The 16,795-nt window shown below is 36.1% G+C and carries 11 protein-coding genes, 1 pseudogene and 2 CRISPR repeat arrays; of the genes and pseudogenes, 10 read left to right on the top strand and 2 right to left on the bottom strand.

Annotated features, from left to right (window positions below):
- Nucleotides 1-783, bottom strand: a pseudogene (locus tag DU53_RS11870) (IS3-like element ISKol7 family transposase); the annotation flags it as partial.
- Between the two features lie 67 nt (nt 784-850).
- Nucleotides 851-1,404: a CRISPR direct-repeat array (repeat unit 30 nt; unit sequence GTTTCAATTCCTCATAGGTATTCTATAAAC).
- Nucleotides 1,405-1,440: 36 nt separating this feature from the next.
- The gene (locus DU53_RS03545) at nt 1,441-2,127 is read right to left on the bottom strand and encodes a pyruvate kinase alpha/beta domain-containing protein (protein ID WP_063727539.1); all 687 of its coding nucleotides are present in this window, start codon (nt 2,125-2,127) and stop codon (nt 1,441-1,443) included.
- 53 nt (nt 2,128-2,180) lie between these two features.
- Nucleotides 2,181-5,825: direct repeats of the CRISPR family, unit length 30 nt; unit sequence GTTTCAATTCCTCATAGGTATTCTATAAAC.
- 356 nt (nt 5,826-6,181) lie between these two features.
- On the opposite strand from DU53_RS03545, the gene cas6 reads away from it, so the two are divergent.
- Genes cas6 through DU53_RS03495 form a run of 10 tightly spaced genes read left to right on the top strand, consistent with a single transcriptional unit; the run spans nt 6,182 to nt 16,794 of the window.
- On the top strand, nt 6,182-6,910 hold the full coding sequence (cas6, locus tag DU53_RS03540; protein ID WP_063727537.1) for a CRISPR-associated endoribonuclease Cas6: 729 nt from the start codon (nt 6,182-6,184) through the stop codon (nt 6,908-6,910).
- Between the two features lie 6 nt (nt 6,911-6,916).
- Complete coding sequence (locus tag DU53_RS03535) at nt 6,917-8,716, top strand: TM1802 family CRISPR-associated protein (RefSeq protein ID WP_063727536.1); 1,800 nt, start codon at nt 6,917-6,919, stop codon at nt 8,714-8,716.
- Nucleotides 8,717-8,718: 2 nt separating this feature from the next.
- On the top strand, nt 8,719-9,657 hold the full coding sequence (gene cas7b / locus DU53_RS03530; protein WP_063727534.1) for a type I-B CRISPR-associated protein Cas7/Csh2: 939 nt from the start codon (nt 8,719-8,721) through the stop codon (nt 9,655-9,657).
- A gap of 11 nt (nt 9,658-9,668) precedes the next feature.
- The gene (cas5b, locus tag DU53_RS03525; protein ID WP_063727532.1) at nt 9,669-10,379 is read left to right on the top strand and encodes a type I-B CRISPR-associated protein Cas5b; all 711 of its coding nucleotides are present in this window, start codon (nt 9,669-9,671) and stop codon (nt 10,377-10,379) included.
- Nucleotides 10,380-10,398: 19 nt separating this feature from the next.
- Nucleotides 10,399-12,702, top strand: a complete 2,304-nt coding sequence (cas3, locus tag DU53_RS03520; RefSeq protein ID WP_161484742.1) for a CRISPR-associated helicase Cas3' — start codon at nt 10,399-10,401, stop codon at nt 12,700-12,702.
- Nucleotides 12,699-13,196, top strand: coding sequence for a CRISPR-associated protein Cas4 (cas4, locus tag DU53_RS03515; protein ID WP_082853790.1), 498 nt, complete (start codon nt 12,699-12,701; stop codon nt 13,194-13,196). The genes cas3 and cas4 overlap by 4 nt, the downstream gene beginning before the upstream one ends.
- 7 nt (nt 13,197-13,203) lie before the next feature.
- Nucleotides 13,204-14,193 carry a type I-B CRISPR-associated endonuclease Cas1b gene (cas1b, locus tag DU53_RS03510; RefSeq protein WP_015868051.1) on the top strand — a complete coding sequence of 330 codons (990 nt, stop codon included), beginning with the start codon at nt 13,204-13,206 and terminating at the stop codon, nt 14,191-14,193.
- A complete protein-coding gene (cas2, locus tag DU53_RS03505) occupies nt 14,172-14,465 on the top strand; it encodes a CRISPR-associated endonuclease Cas2 (protein WP_369816069.1) in 294 nt (97 codons plus the stop codon). The genes cas1b and cas2 overlap by 22 nt, the downstream gene beginning before the upstream one ends.
- Before the next feature lie 20 nt (nt 14,466-14,485).
- Nucleotides 14,486-15,718: a type III-B CRISPR module RAMP protein Cmr1 gene (gene cmr1 / locus DU53_RS03500; protein WP_063727526.1), complete on the top strand. Its 1,233-nt coding sequence runs from the start codon at nt 14,486-14,488 to the stop codon at nt 15,716-15,718.
- Complete coding sequence (locus DU53_RS03495; protein WP_063727524.1) at nt 15,715-16,794, top strand: RAMP superfamily CRISPR-associated protein; 1,080 nt, start codon at nt 15,715-15,717, stop codon at nt 16,792-16,794. The genes cmr1 and DU53_RS03495 overlap by 4 nt, the downstream gene beginning before the upstream one ends.
- Nucleotide 16,795: the final 1 nt, after the last annotated feature.

The raw sequence follows: 16,795 nt of genomic DNA, 5'->3' as shown, positions 1-16,795 counted from the left end.
ACCCCTCATTTAAGGCTCTGTCCAACGCTTTCAACCATTCTTCCGTCCTACACCTGAGACTTATTTCCGATCCAAGGATTTCTCTTGTGTACCAATCTATCACTGCTATGTAATATGCCCAACCAGCATCTCTTGTGAATACTTTTGTCATGTCGATCCCAAGCACCTCTCTGGGCCTGGTTGGCTTTATCTTTTTTTGAATGGTTCTACAAGCTTTTTTGTGCTCAACTTTGAACAGCAATCCATTCTCTTTCATTATCCGGTATACTCTCTTTCGGTTGAGCTTGTTGCCCTTTTTCCTCAACATCGCCCAGATTCGACGATATCCCCAGTAAGGGTGTTCTCGTTTGAGTTCTTCTATTTCTTTGAGTATTTCTTCATCATTCGTTCTTCGACTGTATTCCCTGGGCTTGTAGTAATACGTGCTCCGGCTGATTTTCAAATACCTCAGAGCTTCTGAAACGCTAAATCCCTCTTCAAGGAGCAATGTCACTATTTCCCGTTGCCTGGATGTACTACTGTTTTTTTTAAGGTCTCAATGACGATGGTCTGTTTCCCAATTACCTTCTGGAGTTCTTCGATTTTTTCTTCGAGCTGCTTTACCCTGGATTTCTTCCCATTTTCCAAGCCTTCTTTGGCTCCTTCGAGAAACCTGTCACGCCATTTGTAATACTGAGCTTGTGAAATTCCATGTTCTCTGCAGATTTGAGAAACGCTCTTTTCTCGACGAAGCCCTTCCAGAATTATTGCCATCTTTTCTTCTGTCGAAAGTTTCTTTGCCATTAACTGCACCCCCTTGCCTTTATTTTATCTCTCTACTTTTTACCTGTCCAATTCTTCAAGGGAGCAGTATACTCCCCCCTACAGATGACCTAAAAACCGGTAGAGTGTCAATAGTAGTGGTATCACGGTGTACGCTTCTAGCCCTTATAGGTAACCTAAAAACAAACCTGATCGACAACAAGATTATTGCCATTTTTAGTTTCAATTCCTCATAGGTATTCTATAAACCGTCGATATTGATGGTGCCTGGGAATGGATAGGGAAATTTCAATTCCTCATAGGTATTCTATAAACATCCCCTTCGCTCCACATCTCGTTGGCTTTTTGCTGTTTCAATTCCTCATAGGTATTCTATAAACCCAATACTTCCAGCTCCTATAACGCCTTATAGGAGTCTTGTTTCAATTCCTCATAGGTATTCTATAAACAGTCTCTCGCAAGCGCTTTATATGACCTCATTCTGGTTTCAATTCCTCATAGGTATTCTATAAACTTAATTTTTCCGGTAGGTCATTTTAGTGGTTGGTAGTTTCAATTCCTCATAGGTATTCTATAAACTCGAACTCGATGGAGCTACATCTGAATATATTAGTTTCAATTCCTCATAGGTAATCTATAAACGCTCCGGAAAGAGATTGTATCTAAATCTACAGGGAATCATTCAGATTTCTCCATCTTCCATTCATAGTATTTATTCAAGTCACCTTTCCAGTTTTTAAATTTGTATTCAGGGAGTTCTTTCACTCTGCATCTGGGCTTGGCGATTATTTCTTTAACCTCAAAGTTCTTAAAGAAGTTCATACTATACGCCGTTTTTACAACCAGCGCCGTATCCAAACCTTTGTATGTACCTGCACAGGATATGATTTCTTCGCCTTCATCCACTTCTCCAGCATCTGTGGCCATAAGAGCCACTTCAATAGCTATTTTTGTACCTGCGCCGAAAATTTCAAGGATCTTATCTATAATACCTTCAGGTGTTGGATATTCCCAGTTAATATGTCTGGATGGAGGGGAAAAAGGTCTTGTGCCCTGGATAATTTTGACACCTTTTTCTAGCAATTTCTCCCGTATTTTAGAGTATTCTTTTCTCATAAGTCCGATAGGGATGTCACCTTTCGGTCCCCATGTACTCGCAGGGTAGTGAGTAACAACAATCATTTCTATATTCATCCCATGAAAGATTTCGAGAGCTTTGAGTGCGCTTCTACCCGTTTCTGAGGCAACAACCACTTTCTTAATTCCTAGTTTTCCGCATCTCTCTCTAGCAAGGGACAAAACTTTTTCGGTGTTTATTTCACCACAATATTCAAAGTAGGTTATTTCTCTTGTTATGTCACCCATTCTTCATTCACCTCCAGAGATATAGGAGCCCGCAATTTCGGACAACGGTGCGGGTTTCAATTCCTCATAGGTATTCTATAAACTGAATTTACCAGAATACACAGCTATTGTGTACGAAAGTTTCAATTCCTCATAGGTATTCTATAAACCGTGCGTGTGAGCTTTTGAATGGTAACCCTGTGCCTGTTTCAATTCCTCATAGGTATTCTATAAACGAAAGGTAACGGTGCTGCCGCCGGTTTTGTACTCGTATCCAGGTTTCAATTCCTCATAGGTATTCTATAAACTCACCGGCCGCCACTATCAGGCCACCGATTGCACGTTTCAATTCCTCATAGGTATTCTATAAACTTTTCCGTTTAATGCTCTTAATGCAGCTATTTATGTTTCAATTCCTCATAGGTATTCTATAAACGGAGACTTGATAGTCGACTGGGCGCTGAAGTACAAGTTTCAATTCCTCATAGGTATTCTATAAACAAAAACTACGCGGAAATCCTTCACAACTCGAAGTAGTTTCAATTCCTCATAGGTATTCTATAAACTTTTCCGTTTAATGCTCTTAATGCAGCTATTTATGTTTCAATTCCTCATAGGTATTCTATAAACTTAGCCTTGATCGTGAAGGTTCTATACTTGAATACTGTTTCAATTCCTCATAGGTATTCTATAAACCCGCAGGCGAGCAACCTTTTGGACGTTCTGAAAGGAGTTTCAATTCCTCATAGGTATTCTATAAACGATTTTCTAATGCTCTGGCTAATCTCTCTCCTGAAAGGTTTCAATTCCTCATAGGTATTCTATAAACGAAAATGTTGGTCAGTTTATCGGCTTAGAAGCGTTTCAATTCCTCATAGGTATTCTATAAACATTAGACGTTCAGAAGGGAGGAGAGAGAATGAAACTGTTTCAATTCCTCATAGGTATTCTATAAACTAGAAGCGTTAGTGCTGGTGGTTACCGATGGCGAGTTTCAATTCCTCATAGGTATTCTATAAACGCTTCAGAAGATAAAAGAAAGAACTGAAAAAGCTAGTTTCAATTCCTCATAGGTATTCTATAAACGATTATGATTTTCATACTCCCTCCTCCTATTCTCTTGTTTCAATTCCTCATAGGTATTCTATAAACTCTATTTCCGGTGCCAGTGTTGTTATGTCCATATGTTTCAATTCCTCATAGGTATTCTATAAACTGGCTAGCACTTATTCGAATTATATTGAAGAAGTACAGTTTCAATTCCTCATAGGTATTCTATAAACTGAAAAGGAGTGCGAATATTGGCAAGAAGAAAACGTTTCAATTCCTCATAGGTATTCTATAAACTCGGGCGGTAGTGAAGATGTTTGGCTGGTATGGAAGTTTCAATTCCTCATAGGTATTCTATAAACCGGAAACAAAAAGGAAGTCAAGGAAAAATTCACTGTTTCAATTCCTCATAGGTATTCTATAAACATCGACTTCGATTTTTTTATTAAGAAGCTTACTGAAGTTTCAATTCCTCATAGGTATTCTATAAACTAGGTTGAGTTTTTCTCATAATATCGACTGTTAGCCGTGTTTCAATTCCTCATAGGTATTCTATAAACGGTAACGACTTTCACGATAGCCATAGATAGAAACTAGTTTCAATTCCTCATAGGTATTCTATAAACAGGAACACTTGAAGAATTAAAAGGCTGGGACATGTTTCAATTCCTCATAGGTATTCTATAAACGGTCATAGGTTCGAGTTTCACAAATTGGGATGAGTTGTTTCAATTCCTCATAGGTATTCTATAAACTATTCTTTTCTCGGCTCTTAGCGTCAAATTTTTCAAGTTTCAATTCCTCATAGGTATTCTATAAACGAAAAATTCCCTGAGAGGAAGCACCACAAAGGCGGTGTTTCAATTCCTCATAGGTATTCTATAAACTCAGAAGTCACGGATAGTTAATGTTGCAGAGAAATAGTTTCAATTCCTCATAGGTATTCTATAAACGAAATCTATGACGATTACAGGGAGTAAACGATTGGGTTTCAATTCCTCATAGGTATTCTATAAACACGAAGGATACAGAGGACTGCACGCAGTGCCCGAAGTTTCAATTCCTCATAGGTATTCTATAAACACGACCGTTACGAATAGCAACGGTCAAGACAGCGAAGTTTCAATTCCTCATAGGTATTCTATAAACCATATAGGATATAAGGCATTACAAAACTCTTTTCTCGTTTCAATTCCTCATAGGTATTCTATAAACTAAAGATATAGAAAGATATGAAGAAAAAATAAAAGTTTCAATTCCTCATAGGTATTCTATAAACTATCCGCATGTATGGCTGACATACGCGAGTTTTTGCCCGGGTTTCAATTCCTCATAGGTATTCTATAAACACGCCTCCTCTTCTTCATAAAGAAGTTTATAATGTCGTTTCAATTCCTCATAGGTATTCTATAAACTGATTCGGCGTTGCACTACCGTTTAGCCACGTTGCGTTTCAATTCCTCATAGGTATTCTATAAACTTCAAGTTCCAGCACTCCTCCAGGAAGAAAATTAAGTTTCAATTCCTCATAGGTATTCTATAAACACGAGAGAATCTGGGTTGTCTGCTGATTTTCCGAGTTTCAATTCCTCATAGGTATTCTATAAACTTAACGCTCGTTGCTAAAGACGGAGAACTCGTGGAAATGTTTCAATTCCTCATAGGTATTCTATAAACTCAGACAGCTTGGAAAAGCGCTTGGGATCCATTGGAGTTTCAATTCCTCATAGGTATTCTATAAACGAGAACAGGACATAACGTTGATAGAAAACTTACTGTTTCAATTCCTCATAGGTATTCTATAAACTTGTGGGCACCATGAAAGGGAACACGTATGTAAGGGTTTCAATTCCTCATAGGTATTCTATAAACTATAACGTTCATAAAAGAGAAGTGGAGCGAATACGCTTGTTTCAATTCCTCATAGGTATTCTATAAACTTTTAAGTTTATTTGTTAAAACGCTTGACAAAAACGTTTCAATTCCTCATAGGTATTCTATAAACAAAAATGCTTGAAACACTTCAAGATATTTATACTGGGTTTCAATTCCTCATAGGTATTCTATAAACTTGAAGAGTAACCACGCTCTTTGATTTGATTAAAGTTTCAATTCCTCATAGGTATTCTATAAACGTTCTGGCTATGTCGCAAACCCACGGTTGGCCGTCCCAGTTTCAATTCCTCATAGGTATTCTATAAACATTCGGGCAGGAAGCTGGTTCAGCTATCGGAATTTTGATTAAGTTTCAATTCCTCATAGGTATTCTATAAACTTTGCGGTCGCCGCAGCGTGCCACCGAAGCAACGAGTTTCAATTCCTCATAGGTATTCTATAAACACAAAGTTGCTGCAACTAATTTAAAACCAGGTTCAAGTTTCAATTCCTCATAGGTATTCTATAAACGCTTGGACAAAATCAAAAGTTTTTGGCAATTCCTCGTTTCAATTCCTCATAGGTATTCTATAAACCACGCCAATGAACAGCCTGAAGGAATTCTCAACGGCAGTTTCAATTCCTCATAGGTATTCTATAAACTCGGAGGTAATGTCCCGTGTCTTCGTCTTTTGCTAGGTTTCAATTCCTCATAGGTATTCTATAAACTTAAATTTACCGTCATGGTTTGCTTTGATCTATAAGTTTCAATTCCTCATAGGTATTCTATAAACCAATTACTATATAGATTATATAACCTTTTGTGGTTTTTTCAAAAAAATCAATTTTGAAGGAATTTTTCACCCTTTATTTTAGCTTTTCACCCAATAATGACGCTTGCGCTAGTTCACAAGTTTCTGTCGATCTCCTAGGAATTTCTGCTTATTAGACATCGACATGTTCTTATATGTGGCAGCAGATTGAAAAAAATAACATAATGCTAAATATTTGCATTCAACACAATTAATATGTTAGTATTTAATTGAGTTACTTCATAAAATAAGCATACTTGCGTAAAGAAATGCCCTTGTAAAAACTTAAGGTGTGTTTTTGGTTTCTGTGTCTTGACGGTAAAAATAGGAGGAAATAAGTGAAAATCGTTTTGGCTTTTGAGAGTAATAAAAGTATTGATCTTCCTATAAGTTATAATCATATGCTTCAGTCATTAATTTTCAAAATTGTCTCGAAGAAACTTCCGGATTTTCATGAAAGCGGTCCCCTCTATAACAGCAGGCAATTTCGCCCTTTTGTTTTTTCGAGAATAAAAGGTAAGCACACTTTATATAATGGCAGAATAAGTTTTCAATCCCCAATTTCATTTAGTATTGCTTCTCCGTTTGATGAAATCATACAAGCTATCGGTAATCAATTTTTAAAGAGTGAAGAATTGGATATTATTGGTCAAAAATTAAAGCTTGTTCAATTAGATGTTTCTGATCAAAAAGTTAAAGAGTCTCCTATAAAGGTGATAACTTTATCACCAATTACGGTTCGTTCTACTTTGGTAACTCCAGAAGGCAAAAAGAAAAGCTATTACTATAACCCGTTTGAGAAGGATTTTGGAATCCAAATCAGAGAAAACTTATTAAGAAAAGCAAAAGCGATAGGATTAGAACTTTCAAATGATGAATTTTCAATAAAACCAATAAGTAAAATGAAGCAAAGGATTATAAAGTACAAAGGATTCACAATAATAGCCTGGGATGGGAAGTTCGAACTATCTGGCAATACTGAATTAATTAAACTGGCTTTTAACTGGGGTCTTGGCTCTAGAAACGCGCAGGGATTTGGAATGGTTGAATTGATGCGAAAGAGGTGATGACTTTTGATTAAAGCGTTATATGAAATCGGTAAAATACACGAAAAGAACTATGATGAAACTCAACAACTTACAGAAGATCTGGGAACGAAATATACAGCAACAATTACAATAAACGTGGAAACAAAAAATGGTTCTTTAATCTATACTGGCTGTTCTATGGAGAAAAAAAAGGATGTAAACTATCTTTACAGAAAAACTCCATCTGCAAGGTTTGACCCTTATTCTCTTACACTTAAACCAGCCAAACATGGACCTGAAAGAATAATAGATAGATTTATTAAATACTGTGAGGTTCATAAAGGAAAATTGATCTCTGATATAGAGAAAGTTTTAAAAGAAAATAGAGAAGTCATAATTAGGGATATTGAAGTTGCAGCTAAAAATTGTGACAAAAATGAACGCTATTTTGTTACTGTGGTAATAAGTGGACGTTATGTGGGTGAGATAGAAGAATTTCGAAAGATTTTCTTGGGAGAAGTTCAGAAATTACCAAAGTCGAGAGCAGGAACGTGTTTTATCTGTGGAAAGGAAACCGAAGTAGGTGCCAAAGTTAGTGATATCCTAAAATTCGCTACCATAGATCAACCAGGTTTTGCATATAGAATGAACAAAAAAAGTCACGATATCACAATGCCACTTTGTTCAGAATGTTTTGCAAAATTAGCTCTTGGTAAAAAGATAGCTGATGAAAAACTAACACTAAACTTTTATGGTTCTTGTGATTCTTATGATTCACGGGTTTATGTCTTACCTAGATTTTTTGGAGAAAGGATAGAAAAACATCACAGGTTTGCTCAAAATACTTTAGCTGCTTTTGACAGCCTGACAAATACTTTTAAGGGAGAAAATGGGAGATACGAAAAGTTTGAAAGAAAGATAGTTGCAAAGCTTGGAAAAGAAGAAACCTATTCAACGCTAAATTTTGTTTTTTTCATGAAAGCTAGGAAAAAGGACGAAGTTAAGTTATACCTGAACATTCAAGACGTTCCCCCTTCTCGTTTGAAAATGATCAATTTTGCTGCAACCAGTATTGAAAATGAACTTAAATCACTGGGATCTCCGTATATAAAGTTTGAAACTCTTTGGAAGGTTTTCAAAGGTTATTCTCAGCTCCAGAAAAAAGCAACGGACAAAAATCCAGTTCCTCCTTCTGATTTCTTAAAGTGTATGCAGGCAATGTTTAAAGGTTTTAGGATAAATCTTGATCCATACAAAAAGGCAGCGTTGAGATATATACATTCATTTAAAATGAATGCTGATGAAAAAGAAAGAAAAAATCTCTTTTTTGAAAGAGGCAACATAGTGGCAATGGGATACTTTTTGAACAGACTGAACAATCTTCATGAAGGGGGGAGATTAGATTTGAGTAAATCGAAGTCTGAGATTTTAAAAGATTTTTTTGAGTTATACCCGGATTTCTTCAAGAATGACGAATTAAAACTTACCTTTATTATTGGGATGATTCATTCAATATTCGTGGATATCCAAGAATCACAGGGTTATACTGGAACAGCGGATCAAAGAATAAAGGGCTACAGGATGAAGCCAGATGATTTTAAGGAGCATCTATCTTATATGAAAAGTAAGTTCAAGTATTACTTGACAAAAATCAAAGATGCCTCTCATGTGGAATTTATGAAGAGACTTTTTGAAATTGCGGGAGAATATCAATTAAAAGCTGGAATGAAATGGAAATCTTCTATTACTGACTTAAATTATGCTTTTCTCTGTGGAGAAGCTTCGAAAAGGTTGTTGATGAGTTCAAATGAGAATAAAAAAGAAATTGAGGATAGGGAGGTATAGATATGGAATTTATAAAAAACAGACATGAGATTGTGTTCGTTTATGATGTGAAAGATGGAAATCCAAATGGAGATCCATTGGATGAAAACAAGCCAAGGATGGATGAAGTAACGGGGGTAAATATAGTTTCCGATGTAAGACTAAAAAAGACATGTCGCGAATACATGATTTCAGCTAATAAAGAAAAAGATGAGTACGAATTTGAAGTTTTTATAAATGGTGACCCCATCACCTCAGAACAGAGGGCAAAACAATTGATACCCGACATAACCAGCAAAGAATATGACAGAAAAACTGCTGCAGAGGCACTCCTTAAAAAATGTATAGATTTAAGACTCTTTGGGGGAACAGTTCCGATTTCTAAGTTAAATATGTCTATGATTGGACCTGTTCAGTTTAGATTTGGACGTTCTCTACACAAAGTAGATCCAGTTTTTATTCAAGGGACAGCTGCATTTGCTTCTAAGGAAGATAGAGAAGGAAGAAGTTTCAGTGAAAAATGGCAACTCCCTTATTCTTGCATAGCATTTTATGGTGTAATAAATCAAAATACAGCTAAGGAAACTCTTCTTCGTGAAGTCGACATCGATTTCTTCTTCGAAGCCTTGTGGAATGGAACCAGGGACCTTATAACTCGTTCGAAGATGGAACAGCTTCCCAGGTTGCTTATAGATGTTGTATATAACGATAATGAAAATTTCCATATAGGAGAGCTCGATAAAGCAATTAAGCTGGTATCCGATCTTCTGGATGAGAAAATAAGAGGGATTTCCGATTTTGTTTTAGAGGTTTCAGAGCTGAAAGGACTACTTGAAAGATATAACGATAAGATCAAAGAAATTAGATATAGGATAGATCCAAGACTCAAGCTAACCTTAAATGGTGAACCTTTCAAAATTGAGAATTTGATTGATGGTAAGATGAAACCGCTGGCAAAGTGAGGTGAGGGCTTATGAAAGTCCTCGTCTTAGATATCTCTAGTGATTATGCTCATTTCAGAAAACCATATACAACTACTTCTGCTCTAACGTACTCCATCCCGCCACGTACAGCAGTTCTTGGAATAATTGGTAGTATTCTTGGGATTTCAAGTGGAGGATTTGGAAAAAGTGAACATTCTAAGTTTTTTGAAACCAACAATGTAAAAACAGGGGTGCGATTGTTAACCTCCATAAAAAAGACGACTTTCAATCTTAAATATCTACACACAAAAAATGGTGGTAGCATCTTGGTTCCTGTTGAATGTGTCGTTTCCCCGATTTACAGGATTTATGTATCTGGAAACGAAGATTTTTTAGCAAAGCTAGAAAGTGTGGTTAAAAACAAAGAATGTTATTACACTCCATATCTTGGAATTTCGGAGTTCTTAGCCTCAGTGAGCTATGTTGGTTTTTTTGAAGGAAAACATGTTGATGAAATCCCGACGCTTGTGGATTCGGTAATTTATCTCTTTGATAAAGGTGAAATCAAATTCGAGAGTGGTTTGAATCTTTTCCATGAAACCCATGCTGTGAGGATGGATTGTGAGAGAAAAGTTCAGGAATACTCGGAAATAGTATATGAAGAGAATGGTAAAAAGATACAACTGTTGAGAAAATCAGAGAAAACAAGTGTTATTTCTCTTGTCATCGGTGAGCAAAAAGAGGTGATAATGCTTGTCTGAGGTTTATTCACACCCTCCAATGGGAAATGAACCTGGAAGATTATTGATCGATCATCTCAAAGGCGTATATTACCTGATGAAGTCTGAAATAGAAACTGCTAAGAAATACATGAATTTTGAAAGGTTTCTTGGAGTTGAGTATTCAACCTTGAAACTTCTCGTAGAAGCGATAGCATATTTGCATGATCTGGGTAAAGCAACACCGGAGTTTCAGAAAAAGATCCGGAAGTTAAAATATGATAAAGAAAAATCTCTGCATGCTGTTCTGGGAGCATTTGCTGTTGGGAAATATTTGAAAGCAAATCTACCTGAAGAGAAACATTATTTGATTCCTCTTATAGTAACTCTCGTAAGAAGACATCACGGAAAAGCAGAATATCCTGAATTTGGTTGTGATCTAAATGATGAAGTCGATTTGTTGGAATGGCAGGTAGCCAATCTCGATTCTAAGTTTCTAAATGAACTTGCTTATAAAATCCAGATACCTAAGTTGGATCCTTTGGAACTTGAAGATAATGTAGATGAATGGCAGGATGAATTCCAGGATCATTTCTACGAAGTTAATGACATTCAGTCTTTCATTCTTTACATGTATCTTTCATCCCTGCTTGATTGGGCAGACAAAACAGATGCAGCGTTCAGGGATAGACCACTACCAAAAAGGGATCCAATTCCCAAAGACCTTGTTGAAGAGTATAGAAAAGTCTTGGGTTTTGACAATCCTGGAAGAGATCCGATGAACCAGCTTAGAAACAAATTCTATCATGAAGCTACTAATGATACCGACTTCTCCATAGGAATATTAAAAGGGAGAACAGGTATAGGTAAAACTTTGACTTTGTTTTCACTTGGGCTAAAACTCAGAGAAAAACTTACGAATAGTGATTATGTACCAAGAATAATCTATTGCCTTCCCTTTCTGAGCATAATAGATCAAACATATGAAGTAGCCGTAGAACTTTTCGAAAAAACTGGTAGATCATTTCCAACTGAGAATCAGGTTTTACAGCAACATCACCTATCTGATATAGAATACTCCACTAAAGAAGGCGAAGGCTATGAGAAATATCTCGCCGATCTTCTTATAAATTCCTGGAATAGTGAGATAATTATAACTACTTTTGTCAGTTTCTTTCATTCTATTTTCACAAATAAACGAAACATGAAATTTTTTAGGATACCTGGGTCAATAGTCTTGTTAGATGAAATTCAAGCTATACCTCCGAAGTATTGGGAACTGACAGGAAAAATAATGAAGCTTCTTGCTGATTATGGTGGAACTAAATTCGTGTTCTCGACTGCTACTATGCCAAAGTGTTTTGGTATTTCTGGAAAACATCTCTATACTGGGGAAATTCCTCTGGATAGATTTGATCTTCATTATATTGGAGAAGTAACTTTCGAAAAATTCAAAGAAATATTTCTTAGAGAGGTCGTAGAAAAAGCCAGAGATGAGAGCAAAGGACTTATGGTGGTTTTAAATACAATTAGCTGTGCGAAAGCTGTACTGGAAGAAATATCGGAATTCGTAGATAAAAAATATCTATATTATCTATCTAGCGAAGTTCCCCCGATAGTAAGAAAAAACCGAATTGAGAAGTTAAAAAATCTTAAAGATTTTCGTGTATTAGTCACGACTCAACTTGTAGAAGCTGGTGTGGATCTGGATTTTGATTATTGTATTCGTGATATTGGTCCTCTTGATAGTGTTGTTCAGGTTGCAGGAAGGGTGAACAGATCGAACAGGAAAAAGAAAGGACAGGTAATTCTTGTAGATATAAAAGAATTCATGGGTAAAAGAGATCCAAGTAAAATATACGATTCGGTTTTGTTGTTTGCTTCTAGAAAAGTACTTTCTAATAATGATAACTACAGTGAATCCATGCTTTATAACCTTGTTGAAAATTATCTTGCAGAAATCGAAACCAAGGGATTCGAAGAAGAATCGCGAATGATACTCAAAAACATTTATAAGCTGGAATTTTCAAAAATTAATGAATTTAAGCTCATAGAAGAAAGACCAACGAACCCTGTTTTTATAGAACTCGACGAAAATGCAAAAAATGCCTGGAAAAATTATCAGGAAATACTTTCAAAAGACATAAGCACACAGGACAAATTTGAGCTTCTAGCTGAAAAAAGGGATGCTATTAGGAAACTTGCTCCTTACATAGTTAATTACCGATTGAAATGGAATGAGTCAGAAAATGCTTTGCCACCTGTTGTTAATGGTTTCCACTATGTTTCTAACGACGAAAGGGAACTTCAAAGATACTATGACAGCGTAACTGGTTTTCATTCTGCAGGAAGTGATATTTATTGATAGACGTAAACGGTTATCTTATACTTTCATATTCAAACTGCCATCGCGAAGCATGGCTTGTAGCTCACAGAATTTTCCCTGAAAATGATAATACTAATCTTGCCCTTGGAAGACTTCTTCACGAAACTTCGTACGAAAACAAAGGGGAAAAGGATGTTGTCATAGATAACATAAAACTGGATCTTGTTCAAGAAAAAAAGGGCAAAACAATTGTAGGCGAGATTAAGAAATCGAAGTATTCCCTTGATGGAGCACGCGATCAATTGCTCTTTTATTTAATAAGGCTCAAAGAAATGGGAGTTGAAGCTGAAGGTTTGCTTCTTGTTCCAAAGGAAAGAAAACGGATACCTGTTATTCTTACCGCGGAAGAAGAAAAACGTATCCGAGAAATGAGCGACGAGATCCAAAAATTGGTTGATGGTCCAATTCCTCCAATAGAAAGATCACAAAATCGTTGTAAGAATTGCGCTTATTACACTTATTGTTGGGTGTGATGTATGTATGAAGAGAGTGTTATATCTATTCACTTCGGGGAAATTACTGAGAATGAATAATACGCTTGTTTTTGAAAAAGAAGATGGGAAGAAGGTTCATCTACCCGTGGAGCAAACAGATTCTATATGTGTCTTTGGAGAGCTTGAGCTGAACAAAAGGGTACTTGATTTTCTTACAAAACAGCAGATTCCAATTCACTTTTTCAATCGTTATGATTACTACTCTGGAACGTATTATCCACGCGAACACTTGAATTCTGGCTTTCTGGTCTTAGAACAGGCAAATTTCTATAATGATGGGGCTAAGCGAATTAATTTGGCAAGAATCTTTGTGAAAGGTTCAATGGGTAATATGATAAGTGTTCTGGCTTATTACAACAGACGTGGGAAGGATTTGGAAGAGGATATAGAAAAGCTTAAAAAACTTATGAACCGTCTTGAAGAAATGGCATCAGTAGATGAAATAATGGCGATTGAGGGTAATTTCAGAGATCTTTACTATAAATGCTTCGATAAAATTATTGACAATAAAAGCTTTGAATTTGTGAATAGATCAAGGCAACCTCCGTTGAACAGAATCAATGCGCTTATCAGTTTTGGTAATACAATGCTTTATACAACGGTTCTTGGAGAAATATACAGAACGCACCTTGATCCCCGTATAGGATTCCTTCATACAACTAACTTTAGAAGTTTCTCATTAAATCTTGACGTTGCGGAGATATTCAAGCCCATTATTGTAGATAGGCTCATATTTTCTCTCATAAACAAAAAACAGATACAGGCAAAACACTTTGCAAAACATCTTGAGGGGATATATATGAATGATAAAGGTAAGGAGATTTTTGTAAGAGCCTACGATGAAAAGCTAAAATCCACATTTAAACACCCACAGTTAAAAAGAAATGTCTCATACAGATATCTCATAAGGCTTGAGCTCTATAAAATTGAAAAGCACATCACCGGTGAAAGAGTATACGCTCCCTGGAAAGGATAAGAAATTATATTCTGATTGTTTATGATGTTAAGGAAAAACGTGTAAACAAGATATTGAAGATTTGCAGGCAATTTCTTGATTGGGTTCAAAATTCAGTGCATGCAGGAGAATTAACAAAAGCTGTTTTCGAAAAACTCAAAGTGAAACTTACCAAGGTTACTAACAAGGAGGAAGATTCAATCAGAATCTCCAAAATTCGAACGGGAAAAATGTTGAGGCTTGAGATATTAGGAATACACAAAAAACAAGTGTTAGACAATGGAATAATATAAAAAACCAGAGGTGATCGAGAGTGAGGAATGAGCCAATCACATTCAAAATCAAAACATTGACCCCGTTATGGACAGGCGGAGCAGATGAAAAGATGGACAGAATACACGAAACAGGAATCATAGGAAGCATCCGGTGGTGGTATGAAGCCATTGTAAGGGGACTTGGATATTATGTTTGTGATCCTACAGATTTGAATATAAGGTGTCCAGGTGAAGTTAACAAGAAGCAAAGGAAAGAATATTGTTTAGCGTGTCTTCTATTCGGATCAACAGGTTTCAAGAGAAGATTCAGGGTTTCATTATATCATCCTGAGTTTGAGTCTGATAAATCCGCTAGTTTCAAAGTATTATCAGGTAGAGAACATAAGGGGAAAAAAGGCGGATGGTTCATTAACTCCGGATATTCAAATGATTATATTCTTAGTGTTACGCCACTAGATGAGGACTTTAATAGCATTTTAATTCAACTTCCGCTAAAACTGGCTGCAAATTGTGGAGCTTTAGGAGCAAAACCGCAACTCGGATATGGGGTTTTTAATTTTGAGGAGAAAACAGAACTTTCAACTGCCCGTTTCATAGAATCTATTTCCAAAATATCTTCAGATGAGAAATTGAAGAAATCGGATATACGCTTGCGCAATAAAACGATTGATTCATTCAACTATCCAAACATAAAGGAAATGTTCTTTGCGAAGATTCGTTTTAGAACTACTGAAAAGGGATGGTGGAAAGGAATAAATGGTCTTAAACAGTTCAGTAGTTTGGCGCTTAAGAACTGGATTGATAATTGTTCAGCACCCATTTCTCCAACAATCAAGAATTGGCTTAGATATAATAATGGATCGGCCTTTTGGAAGTTGCAAAAGTGCAAGACTGGAGAATTAGCAAAGTGGCTATTTGGGGTTATTAGCAAAGATGGAAATATCGCTTCAAAGATAAACATATCTGGTGCTTATAAACCAATAAAAGATGAAAAAGACCTGTGGGAATTTCGAATCTGGGGATGGGTTCCACCGCAGTATGAAAAGTGTAGTAATTTCAATCGTGAAGAAGTTCTCAATGGACTAAAGGAGCTTTTATTAAATGCAGAAGTTAAAGACTGGCAAAATTTATTTGGAAAGTCTACAAGGTCATTCAAGCTCAATTCTTGGAGAGAATTCAATTCTGATAGAGACACTAAAAGCCGCTTAAGCAATATAAATGATTACATTAATAGTCTTGTTAGAGATGGTTCAAAGGGGGTAAAGAAATGAGCCTGGAGTTCTTTGCAGATATGAAAGACGTTAAAGAGAAAATTAGTGAATTATTAAAAGTTAAAAGAACCAAAGAAGCTAAAGAAAAGGTTCAGCAATTCGCTAAATTCTTAAAGGATAATTACTATGAAGAAAAAGCATCGGTCGATGATCTAATCATTTTCTCATATATGTATTTGAAAAACCTGAATCCAAATACACCTTGCCTGGAAGAACTCAAAAACGAACACAAAAAAAACAGAAATTATAGCAAAAATAGAAGTCTTATAAATTCCTTATGCTTTAGTTACGATACTAAATGTTTAAACCTAATGCCATTATACTCATTCATTATTGAATTTGAGTTCAGCCTCGTAAAGCCATACATCTCTAAAGACGATGAGAATTTCACAATTATCGAAAACTCAATTAGGCGGGAAAAGGTACTTGGTTGTCCTTACATTCCCGGATCTACCTGGAAGGGTTGCTTCCGTTCAGCTTTGTGGCAGGAAGGAAAGAAAGAAAACGATGAGCAGATTAATCGCATGTTTGGAAATGAAAGGCAGGAAAAAAAGCAGGACAAATTTCGTCAGGGTAGACTTCACTTTTTCCCAACTTTCTTTAGCAAATCCAGTTTTGAAGTAATCAATCCTCATGATAGGAAAACCCGTGCCGGAACGAAACCAATCTTCATTGAATGCATTCCCGCCGGTGAAAAAGGAAAGTTTTCACTTCTGTATGTTCCTTTCGATCTTATTGGAAAAGAACAAGATGAAATGAAGAAACAGATGCTTGAAGATCTGAGATTGATAATCGAAGGCCTTGAAGCAATGTTTACAAAATATGGATTCGGTGCAAAAACATCAAGCGGGTATGGAATTGCAAAAATAAACGAGGGGTTAATTAAAGTCAATGCACAACAAGATAAAGAACAAATCAAAAAATCACTTCCAAAGTCTTTCAAGTTTCACGAGACTAAAGGTTTAAAAGAAAAAGTTGCAAATCTCATGAATGAGAATGATGAAAGCAGCTTAATGGAACAGCACTTTGATAGTTTTGAATCATTAAAAAAAGCATCGATAAAATTATTGAGGTGAT

The organism is Kosmotoga sp. DU53, from assembly GCF_001639905.1.
In the GTDB taxonomy this organism is placed as follows: domain Bacteria; phylum Thermotogota; class Thermotogae; order Petrotogales; family Kosmotogaceae; genus Kosmotoga; species Kosmotoga olearia.
This window is presented reverse-complemented; position numbering and strand designations above follow the sequence as displayed.